Raw genomic sequence first — 12,102 nt, forward strand, 5'->3', positions numbered from 1 at the left:
TACCTTTGACTTCATCTTCAGTAGTTGCTGTGCCATATGGTTTTGTGATTTCTCCCGCAGTCGGTTCATATTTATCATTTTGCGGTTGTGGAGTCACTGTAACTTTGACTGTTACATGATCTTTTGTACCGTCTGGATATGTCACCGTTACTGGCACATCGAATTCACCTGGTGTTTGACCATTAGGTACTTTTGTTGGATCATCCACTGTGACCACTGGTGTTCCTTTATCCGCTGGGAAGTTCGGTACTGTCACTTTATCTTTGACCTCTTGTTCAGTTGTGCCTTGGCCGAACGGTTTTTCAATTGGTTTGACTGTTGGTTCATAAGTGTCTGAATCTTTTGGACCGACTGTAACTTTCACATTCACTGTATCTGTTGTTTTATCTGGATAAGTCACTGTAACCGGTACTTCGAACTCGCCGCTAGTTTGACCGTCAGGAATTTTTGTTTCATCTACTGTCACTGTGAATGGTTGGCCGTTTTCTGGATATCCTGGGACAGTCACTTTTTCTTTTACTTCATCAAGTGTTGTTGTTTCACCATAATGTTTAGTTACCTCTCCTGCTTTAGGATCGTATTTTACATTTTCTGGTTGGTCTCCTACAGTCACTTTAACTACCACGTGGTCTTTTGTACCGTCTGGATAAGTAACTGTTACTGGAACATCAAATACGCCATGAGTGTTTCCATCAGGCAATTTCGTTGGATCATCCACTGTCACTACTGGTGTACCTTTATCTACTGGGAAGTTAGGTACTGTCACTTTATCTTTCACTTCTTGTTCTGTTGTGCCTTGACCAAATGGTTTTGTGATATTTTCAAATTTCGGTTCATAAGTATCAGCGTCTTTCGGACCTACTGTTACTTTAACTTTCACAACATCTGTTGTTTTATCCGGATAAGTGATTGTTACTGGAACTTCGAATTCTCCACTTATGTTACCGTCAGGTACTTTAGTTGTGTCAACCGTTATTACTGGTTGGTCTCCTTCTTTAGGGAAATCTGGAATGCTTACTTTGCCTTTGACTTCATCCGCTGTAGTTGGAGTTCCGTATGGTTTTGTGATTTCTCCTGCAGTCGGTTCATATTTATCATTTTGCGGCTGTGGAGTCACTGTAACTTTGACTGTTACGTGATCTTTTGTGCCATCTGGATATGTGACTGTCACTGGAACTTCGAATTCACCCGGTGTTTGACCGTTTGGAACCTTAGCTGGATCATCCACTGTTACTACTGGTGTACCTTTATCCGCTGGGAAGTTTGGTACTGTCACTTTATCTTTCACTTCTTGTTCTGTTGTGCCTTGACCGTATGGTTTAGTGATTGATTGTGTTACCGGTTCATAAGTGTCTGAATCTTTTGGTCCTACTGTTACTTTCACATTAACTGTGTCTGTTGTTTTATCCGGATATGTGACTGTCGCTGGAACTTCGAATTCACCTGGTGTTTGACCGTCAGGTATTTTAGTTGTGTCAACCGTAATAACTGGTTGAGTACCTTCTTTAGGGAAATCTGGAACGCTTACTTTACCTTTTACTTCGTCTTCAGTAGTTGGAGTTCCGTACGGTTTTACGATTTCTCCCGCAGTCGGTTCATATATATCTTTTTGAGGTTGATCGCCTACAGTGACTTTAACTGTTACTTTATCTGTTGTTTTATCCGGATAAGTAACAGTAACTGGAACTTCGAATTCACCCGGTGTTTGACCGTTTGGAACCTTAGTTGGATCATCCACTGTTACTACTGGTGTACCTTTATCCGCTGGGAAGTTTGGTACTGTGACTTTGTCTTTCACTTCTTGTTCTGTTGTGCCTTGACCAAATGGTTTTGTGATTGGTTGTGTTGTTGGTTCATACGTATCTGAATCTTTCGGTCCAGTTGTAACTTTTACATTGACAATATCTGTTGTTTTATCTGGGTAAGTGACTGTTACAGGAACATCAAATATGCCAGGTGTTTGACCATTTGGTACTTTTGTTTCGTCATCGATAGTAATAACTGGTTGAGTACCTTCTTTAGGGAAGTTTGGAATTGTAACATTTCCTTTAACTTCATCCGCTGTAGTCGGTGTACCAAAAGGTTTTACTATTGGTTGTGTTATAGGTTCATACGTAACTGAATCTTTTGGTCCAACTGTTACTTTAACTTTCACAACGTCTGTTGTTTTGTCTGGATATGTGACTGTAGCTGGAACTTCAAATTCACCACTTGTTTGACCATCAGGCACTTTACTTGTGTCCACAGTAATAACTGGTTGATCGCCTTCTTTAGGGAAGTCCGGAACACTTACTTTTCCTTTTATTTCTTCTTCAGTTGTAGGTGTACCGTATGGTTTTTTAATCTCTCCTGTAGTCGGTTCATACGTGTCTGAATCTTTTGGTCCTGTTGTCACTTTCACGTTAACAATATCTGTTGTTTTATCCGGATAAGTTACTGTGGCTGGAACTTCTACTTCTCCCGGTGTTTGACCGTCTGGAATTTTTGCTTCATCTACTGTCACTGTATATGGTTGACTGTTTTCTGGATATCCTGGAACAGTCACTTTTGATTTCACTTCATCCGGTGTAGCTTTTTCACCAAAGTGTTTAGTGATTTCTCCTGCTTTAGGATCATATTTCACATTATCCGGTTGTTCACCGACTGTTACTTTCACTGTGACTTTGTCTGTTGTTTTGTCTGGGCAAGTGACGGTTACAGGTACATCAAATACGCCAGATGTTTGACCGTTCGGAATCTTAGTTGGATCATCCACTGTTACCACTGGTGTACCTTTATCCGTTGGGAAATCTGGGACTGTTACTTTGTCTTTCACTTCTTGTTCAGTTGTATTTTGACCATATGGTTTTGTGATATTTTCAAATTTCGGTTCATAAGTGTCTGAGTTTTTCGGACCTACAGTGACTTTCACATTAACTGTATCTGTTGTTTTATCCGGATAAGTCACGGTTACTGGGACTTCGAATTCTCCACTTGTTTTGCCGTCAGGGACTTTCGTTGTATCAACACTAATAACTGGTTGGTCGCCTTCTTTAGGGAAGTTTGGAATACTTACTTTATCTTTGACTTCATTTTCAGTAGTCGGTGTACCATATGGTTTTGTGATTTCTCCCGCTGTTGGTTCGTATTTATCTTTTTGCGGTTGGTCTCCTACTGTTACTGGAACTTTCACATAATCTTTTGTTCCGTCTGGATATGTGACTGTTACAGGGATATCTACTGTTCCTGGTGTTTGACCGTTTGGTATTTGTGCCGGGTTATCGACTGTGACTGTCGGTGTGCCTTTTTCTTTAGGGAAGTCTGGTACTGTAACTTTGTCTTTCACTTCTTGTTCTGTTGTGCTTTGACCAAATGGTTTTTTAATTGGTTGAAGTGTTGGCTCATACGTATCTGAGTCTTTTGGTCCAGTTGTAACTTTTACATTGACAATATCTGTTGTGTTGTCTGGATATGTCACTGTGACTGGAACTTCCACTTCTCCCGGTGTTTGACCATCTGGAATTTTTGCTTCATCTACTGACACTGTATATGGTTGACCATTTTCTGGGTAACCTGGAACAGTCACTTTTGATTTCACTTCATCTGGTGTTGCTTTCTCACCGAAATGTTTAGTAATTTCTCCTGTTGTTGGTTGGTAAGTCTCAGAATTTTTTGGTCCTACCGTTACTTTCACATTAACTGTATCAGTAGTTTTATCCGGATATGTGACTGTTACAGGAACTTGAGTTTCTCCGCTAATTTGTCCGTTTGGCAATTTACTTGTATCTACTGTGATAACAGGTTGATCGCCTTCTTTAGGGAAGTTCGGAACATTTACTTTGCCTTTGACTTCTTGTTCTGTTGTTGGTGTACCGTATGGTTTTGTAATTTCTCCTACTGTTGGTTCATATTTGTCTTTTTGTGGTTGTTCTCCTACAGTTACTGGAACTTTCACATGATCTTTTGTACCGTCCGGATAAGTCACTGTGACTGGGACTTCTACTGTTCCTGGTGTTTGACCATTTGGAATTTGTGCCGGATTATCGACTTTGATTGTCGGTGTACCTTTGTCTTTAGGGAAGTCTGGTACTGTGACTTTATCTTTCACTTCTTGTTCTGTTGTACCTTGACCATATGGTTTTGTGATTGGTTGAACTGTTGGTTCATATTTATCTTTTTGTGGTTGTTCTCCTACAGTTACCGGAACTTTCACATGGTCTTTTGTGCCATCTGGATATGTGACAGTTACTGGGACTTCTACTGTTCCTGGTGTTTGGCCGTTTGGAATTTGTGCCGGGTTATCGACTTTGACTGTCGGTGTACCTTTGTCTTTAGGGAAGTCTGGTACTGTGACTTTATCTTTCACTTCTTGTTCTGTTGTACCTTGACCATATGGTTTTGTGATTGAACCTGTTGTTGGTTGGTACGTATCTGAGTCTTTCGGTCCGACTGTCACTTTCACATTCACTGTATCTGTTGTTTTGTCAGGATAAGTCACTGTAACTGGGACTTGGAATACGCCACTTGTTTGACCGTTTGGTAAATTGTTTGTATCAACAGTAATGACTGGTTGTGCACCTGTTTTAGGGAAGTTTGGAACACTTACTTTTCCTGTTACATCATTTGATGTTGTTGGTGTACCATACGGTTTTGTAATTTCTCCTGCTGTTGGTTGATATTTATCATTATCAGGTTGAACTCCTACTGTCACTTTGACATTCACTGTGTCCGTTGTTTTGTCAGGATAAGTCACTGTGACAGGGACTTGGAACTCACCGCTTGTTTGACCATTTGGCAACTTGCTTGTGTCAACTGTGATTGTTGGTGTGCCTTTGTCTTTAGGGAAATTCGGTACTGTGACTTTATCTTTTACTTCTTGTTCTGTTGTTGCTTGACCGTATGGTTTTGTAATTTCTCCTGTAGTTGGTTGGTACGTATCTGAATCTTTCGGTCCTGTAATAACAGGTACATTTACTACTTCACTTGTACCATCTGGATATTGTACAGTCACTGGTACATTTACTGTACCTGGCGTTTGACCATCTGGAATTTTTGAAGTATCTACTGTATAAGTCGGTTGATTACCATTTCCTGGGAAATTAGGAACAGAAACTTTTGATTTCACTTCATTTTCATCTGTTTTTTGACCAAATGGTTTATGGATTGCTTCAGTTGTCGGTTGATATTTATCGTTATCAGGTTGTACTTTTGTAGTAACCGGAACTTCAATAACTTCTGAAGAATTATCAGGATAATGTACAGTCACCGGTACATTCACTGTACCTGGTGTTTGGCCATCTGGAATTGTTGTTTCATCCACTGTATAAGTTGGTTGATTACCTCCAGTTGGGAAGTCTGGTACAGATACTTTTCCTGTGATTTCACCAGGTGTTGCTTTATGACCGAAGTCTTTTTCAACTGAGCCTGCAGTTGGCGTATATTTGTCTTTATCAGACTGTGCTTTTGTGACTACTGGTACATTAACGTGCGCAACAGAACCATCTGGATACGTAACAGTAACAGGTACTAGAACTTTACCAGGCGTATTTCCATCAGGTAATTTATCAGGATGATCTATTGTTATTGTAGGTTTTTTAAGATGAGTCGGATATTTAGGGAATGTGACATGACTCATAACATCTTCTTCAGTTGCTGGTTGTCCGAATTCTTTAGTAACTGTTTGCGCTTTTGGTGGATATTTATTAGCTTCTGTTATATGAACAATTACAGATGAACCAGCGATATCGTTACCACCAGAAACAAGTACTGCAGTATAAATATCACCTTCATGAGCCTCTTTAGGAATCGTAAATCCACTTACTTGTTCTCCTCGTTTTGGCGTTGTAAAGTCCGGAGCTCTATGCACTGTTTGTCCGCTAGGATCTCTCCATTCGATGTGTGTAGGCATTGGTGGTACATCACCATTAGGCAATTTAACATTAACACGACTGCCTGGTGCTGCTGGGTTGTCTGTCGCATTATACGGTACAGTATGAAGATCAATGGTATCCGATGGACTCAATACTACCGCAAAGTTCACATTCGCCCATTGTTGAACCCCTGAATAAGGTGCTGAAATTGGTACGAAAGAGATATTTTGGTTCGCTTTTCTAAATTCTGGTGAGGTAAATCCTGAATACGTTTGGACGAGTTTACCTTTAGTATTTAGCACAAAACCATAAATATGATCTACATCCAAAGTACCATTAGGAAATTTAGCTGCGTAAACCCCATTTCCATCAACCACTGAAACAACAGTAGCTGAAATATATTCTGGATGCGCAGTTAATAATCTTTTCGCAGCTGCAGCACGTTCATGTACAGGTACACGTTGTACTTCATTTCTATAAGCTGCTGCACCTTGTGAAGTTAATGAACTTAATACAACTTTATAACCCGCTGCGACTCTATCTCCTAAATTTGGGTTATAGTTAGGACCAGTTGCTGAGTTGGCTCTATCTCCACCTGAGCTTTCTATCCAAACTTTACCACGAACGACATTATAACCATCAACAGCTAATAGTTCTGGATAACTATGGTTACCTTCGCTTGTAATCCATTGATTTTTAGGTTTCGTCATATAATTACCGACTGGCACTTCAGCCATAAAAATACCTGTACGGCCAATGTTTTTACCTACTACTGGAGTTTGCCCCATATTGTTATCAGTAAATGTGTCTACAAATACACCTGGATAGAATCCACCGGTTTGTCGTAACATTGTCGCTTTGTTGCCATTAGGTAATGTAAAATCTGGAATAGCAAAACGATATTTTTGTCCTTTAAAAGCTTTATATACATGGTGTTTACCTGTCGCATCTGTCCAACCTTGTCTTAAGTCAAAGGCAAAGGCACCTGGACCATCTTGTGCACTGTCATCACGATTTTTATTATGTGTATATGCACGATAAATTGGTGAAATTGATCCATCTTTGTCCATCCATTGTAAATAAACCGGTGTATTGACAGGTACAGGTGCTAAACCATTTGTACCTAGAGATGGGATACCTTGGTCCGCCATCCAAGCACGACCGGAAATTAAGTTAGTTTTACTTAATTCATCTGAACCTGAACGAACATAACCGTTTTTAATCGCATCTGCATCAATAATTATCGGTTCTATTGGAAGCGTTACCGCATATTTTACAAAGTCTGGATTATCTGCCACTTGTTCTGCCTCTGTAGTCAAATCTTCACGTACAGCAGGTTTATACCAAGTTTCATATTCATGGGACAATTGATAAAGTAAAGCTTGTTGAATTTCTTCGGGTGTGGCTTGACTGTCTAAATTCAATTCTTGAATTAAAGTCTGTGCTTCTTCTATAGAGACGCCTGAAGATTGTGCATAAAATTCAGCAGCTGTATTCAAATCTTGAACTTGTTGAATGTCTAAAATAGATTGAGGTACTTCTACTTTAGGTGTTTCAGCTACTTTTTGAACTGTTGTGTTTGTCTCAAACGGAGCTGTTTCTGTTGAAACTTCTTGTGATTTTGGAGCTGCAGTCGCTTCTTTTTCGACTGTTGGATCTACAACTTCTTGATGATCAGAAGTTGCTTTTTCTGTGGAATCATTACTAGCTTTTGTTGGTAGTGATTCAACTTCAGTTTTCGGTACTTCTTTAGTTTCATCTAGTGTTGTTATTTCAGATGATGTAGTTACTGCAGTTTCATTAACAACTGCATCTGCATGATTCACTTCAACATTAGTGTCTTTGTCTGGTGTTGTTGCGTTAATTGTAGATGTGGTTGATGTTTCAGCTGCTTTCGCATCTTGTGTATTCACCCCGAATAATAAGATAGCTCCTACTAGAATAGAAGCAGTACCTACAGTGAATTTACGAATAGAATATTTGTTTTTTCTATCCGGTTGGAAAGATGCTTTGTTCTTAGATGTGTGTTCGTCTTTCAACCTAGACACTCCTTAATTTTAATTTAGGCATGCAAAATAATAACAAGAATAATCCCTTTCACCCCTTCTTGCTCTCTTTGAAAATTACAGATTCGTATTCTTCTTATCATCATACATAGCACCAAATAAATTATAACACTTATCTAATTGTACGTAACATTTTTTGGTTCGTTTTCCTTATGTTATTTTATAAAAAAACGTTATAATTTCACCCAAACTAGTTAACGCATATCTAAATTTAGTTATCTCTCAGAAAGAGAATTAAATATGCTTTTCTATGAATTTTAGACATACAAATAACGTTACAATATAAAAAAGGAATGGATTGCTCCATTCCCAATGTGTTTTACTATTATAGTTTCCTTAGAGTTATTTAATTCTCTTCATTTTCTTGTTCTTGATCAACCCATTCTAACATCAAGTCAAAGTGTCTGCCTTCAGGTTCAATGTTATCCATATGAGCTAAACTTGAAAATGCATATAAATCAATCGTGTTTTCAGTATTTTTTGTCACATAATCAATCGTTGTATCAATCTCTACTTGTGTATCATCAAAACCATGAATGATTAATGTTTTAGTATTCAATGGCAAACATGAAATGGGTGATGCCGCATATAATATATCTTCTGAAACATCACCAAAATATTCTTCTGCTGCGTTTCGTCCTAATTCTTTTGCTTTTGTATATGGTACATCAGTAACAGGTGATAATGCGACAATTCTATCCGCTTCATCTTCATTATTTAATACAAGTTGTCCACCCACTGAATGTCCTATAAGAATCAATGATTGACCTTCACCTACAAATTCAGAATTTCTAAATGTTTGAACTGCTTTTTTAACATCTTCTTCTGGTATAGGCCATTTATGTTCTCCACGACGATATTCAACATTTGCGACATTGTAGCCTTTATTTGTTAAAACTTCAATCATTTTATCATTTAAAGAACGATCAAATTTTTGGCGCCAATAACCACCATGAACTAACACAATCCATTTATCAGCATGTTCTCCATTTTTATCATTTGATGCATAAACATCAATTAATTGTTCTTCATGGTCTCCATAATATAATACTTCCATCGATAATCACTCCTAAGTGAATGTGATTTTCTAGCACTAACTCTTTACCCCCTTTTGTCAGTACCCACACTTTGCCGGACTAACAATACATACAAATTGATGATGTCAGCATTCGTCACATAAAATAAGCCGACAAACCTAGAAGATTTGCCGGCCATTTAAATGATAGCTGTGTTATTATTTTAAGCTGTCTTGAATTTTTTTGATTTCATCTTGTTTTAAATCAACCACGATTTCGCCATCTTTAACTTCTTCTTTTAAAGCTTTTTGAGCTTCTTTAGAATGATAAAGTGCCGCAACTTTTTTCAATGTTTTATCGTCTTTGTCTTTAGAGTTTACTGCAATAATGTTGATGTATGGTTGTGATGCTTTTGTATCATCTTTTTCTAAGTAGATTGGATCTTTCTTCGCATCTAAACCTGCTTTAGTTGCTACGCCGTTGTTGATAACTGAAATATCTACATCGTCTAATGCACGTGCTGTTTGTTGTGCATCTACGGCTTTGATATCTAAATTCTTTTTGTTTTCTTCGATATCTTTAATGCCGCCTTTTAAACCGAAGTCTTTAGAAAGTTTGATGTAACCTGCTTTTTCTAATAATTTTAATGCACGTGCTTGGTTAGAAACATCGTTTGGAATGATAACTTTCGCACCGTCTTTTAAGTCTTTAATGTCTTTAATCTTTTTAGAATAGATACCTAATGGCGCAAATACTGTCGTACGAATCGGTGTGATTTTTGTACCTTTATTCGCTTTTTCATATTGATCTAAGAATGCAAAGTGTTGGAACGCGTTCATTTCGATATCCCCATCGTTTAGCGCCTTGTTTGGTACATTGTAATCAGAGAATTGTTTAACTTTCACTGTAATACCATCTTTTTTCGCAAGTTCTGCAACTTTATCCCATACTTTTGTTTCGTTAGATGCTACGCCGACTGTAACTGTTTTACTATCATCTTTCTTACCGCATGCAGCTAAAAGAACCACAAATGCGATTGCTAATACTAATAATTTCTTCATTCAATGACTTCCCCTTTACTTGTTTAATTTCTACGAATTTTCTTAGCCAAGACATTCCCTAAAGATTGAATCAGCTGAACCATAATAACTAAAATGACTACTGTAATCACAATGACGATTGTGTCGAAACGTTGATAACCATAAGCAAGTGCCAGGTCACCAATACCGCCTCCGCCGACAGCACCGGCCATGGCAGTTGCTCCGATTAAACCGATAATTGCTGTTGTTAATGCTAAAATCAATGAACCTAATGCTTCAGGTAATAAGAAGTAACGGATGATTTGAAGCGGTGATGCACCCATCGCATTTGCTGCTTCAATCACACCTGAATTCACTTCTAATAATGAGTTTTCAACCAATCTCGCAATATAAGGTGCGACATAAACTGTTAACGGTACGATTGCAGCGGCTGTCCCAATTGATGTACCTACCACTAATTTTGTGAATGGCACAATCGCAATTAATAAAATAATGAAGGGTACCGAACGCAATACGTTGATGACAGGGTTGAGAATATGATAAATCACCACATTTTCCCATATACCATCTTTCTTAGTGACTACAAGTAGTACACCAAGCGGAATACCGATTAAAGAACCGATTACTAATGAAATAGAGACCATCAATAACGTTTGATATAACGCCTCCATTAATTGAGACGAATCTAATGTAGATCCAAGCATGTTATACGACCTCCTCAAATTCAATATGACTTTGTTTCATATAATCAAATGCACGTTGCTTACTTTCATTTGATCCTTTGATACGAAGTGTTAAATAACCGACTGAAGTATCTTGAATATCTGACATCGATGCATAAATAACATTCACATCTAAATTGAAGTCTTTAATTAATGTTTGAATCACTGACAATCCAATTTGTGAACCTTCTAGATAAACTTTGACGTCCACATAATCTGCGTCAGTTGGCAATTGATGAATCATCTTATCACTAATATCTGTACTAATAACTGTAGAAACGAAGCTTTTCGCAGTTTTCGTCTTAGGATGACTGAACACCTCTAATACACTGCCGATTTCGATGACACTGCCTTGCTCCATAACCGCAACTTTATCGCAGATTTGTTGAATTACGCCCATTTCATGGGTAATCAATAAAATGGTAACGTCAAATGTTCGATTGACCTTCTTCAATAATCGCAAGATTGAATCTGTTGTAGCTGGGTCTAAAGCACTTGTTGCTTCATCACATAACAAGATTTTAGGATCAGTAACCAAAGCTCTCGCAATCGCAACTCTTTGTTTTTGACCACCCGATAACTCATTAGGATACTGTGAACCTTTATCTCCTAGACCTACGAACTCAAGCATTTCGTCAACTTTCTCTTTTATGTATGACTTTTCCTTGCCTTCAAGGATGAGCGGCATCGCAACATTATTGAATACTGTCTTAGAATTTAATAAATTGAAATGCTGGAAAATCATGCCTATATTTTTCTTCACTTTACGCAATTCTTTTTTGCTGTATTGATTGATGTCATGACCATCCACAATAATGTTTCCTGATGTCACATTTTCAAGCTTATTGACTAATCGGATTAACGTACTTTTACCAGCACCGCTATACCCGATGACACCGAATATTTCTTGGCGTTCTACAGTAAAGCTGACATCTTTCAAAGCCTGAATTTCCGTTGAGCGTTTACGGAATGTTTTATTGACATCCTTGAACTCAATCATAGGTAAATCCCCCTTAATAATTTGAAATAAATGAATGTTAACTATTTTGAGATAACTCTATAAAAAGAAAATCCCGAGGACTAATGAAACAAGTCCTCGGGATACATATATCGGCTCGTCTCATCTTCACAGTGTTCTACTGTAGGAATTGGCACAGTAATTAATCTTCATAATTAATCCTGTTGCCGAGGCTTCGCAGGGCCTGTCCCTCCGCCTCTCTGGATAAGATAGTTTTATTCAATTCATTTATATTCCATATATTACAAAGTCTGACAGAAAAAGTCAACATTATTTTTCAGAAATTTAGATAAATTTATTCAATTCAAAAAATCTAAAATAAGAAAGCGATTACATTACTCGCAATAAAAAGAACCAGGCCGAAGCCCGGTTCTTACATACTTAGAATTTA

Annotated in this window: 5 protein-coding genes and 1 riboswitch; all 5 genes read right to left on the reverse strand. The window is 37.9% G+C overall.

The features are described 5' to 3' along the window. The coding region (locus CD112_RS11940; RefSeq protein WP_103364382.1) for a Rib/alpha-like domain-containing protein at positions 1-7,888 on the reverse strand (7,888 nt) is incomplete at its 3' end. Between the two features lie 373 nt (positions 7,889-8,261). After that, complete coding sequence (locus CD112_RS11945; protein ID WP_103364383.1) at positions 8,262-8,972, reverse strand: alpha/beta hydrolase; 711 nt, start codon at positions 8,970-8,972, stop codon at positions 8,262-8,264. A gap of 177 nt (positions 8,973-9,149) precedes the next feature. Then, complete coding sequence (gene gmpC / locus CD112_RS11950) at positions 9,150-9,992, reverse strand: dipeptide ABC transporter glycylmethionine-binding lipoprotein (RefSeq protein WP_002480032.1); 843 nt, start codon at positions 9,990-9,992, stop codon at positions 9,150-9,152. A 23-nt stretch (positions 9,993-10,015) separates the two neighbouring features. Then, positions 10,016-10,675: a methionine ABC transporter permease gene (locus tag CD112_RS11955; RefSeq protein WP_002480033.1), complete on the reverse strand. Its 660-nt coding sequence runs from the start codon at positions 10,673-10,675 to the stop codon at positions 10,016-10,018. A gap of 1 nt (position 10,676) precedes the next feature. After that, positions 10,677-11,693, reverse strand: coding sequence for a methionine ABC transporter ATP-binding protein (locus CD112_RS11960; protein ID WP_002480034.1), 1,017 nt, complete (start codon positions 11,691-11,693; stop codon positions 10,677-10,679). Between the two features lie 117 nt (positions 11,694-11,810). Then, a riboswitch (SAM riboswitch) is annotated at positions 11,811-11,922 on the reverse strand. Positions 11,923-12,102: the final 180 nt, after the last annotated feature.

This window comes from Staphylococcus simulans, assembly GCF_002902285.1.
In the GTDB taxonomy this organism is placed as follows: Bacteria; Bacillota; Bacilli; order Staphylococcales; family Staphylococcaceae; genus Staphylococcus; species Staphylococcus simulans.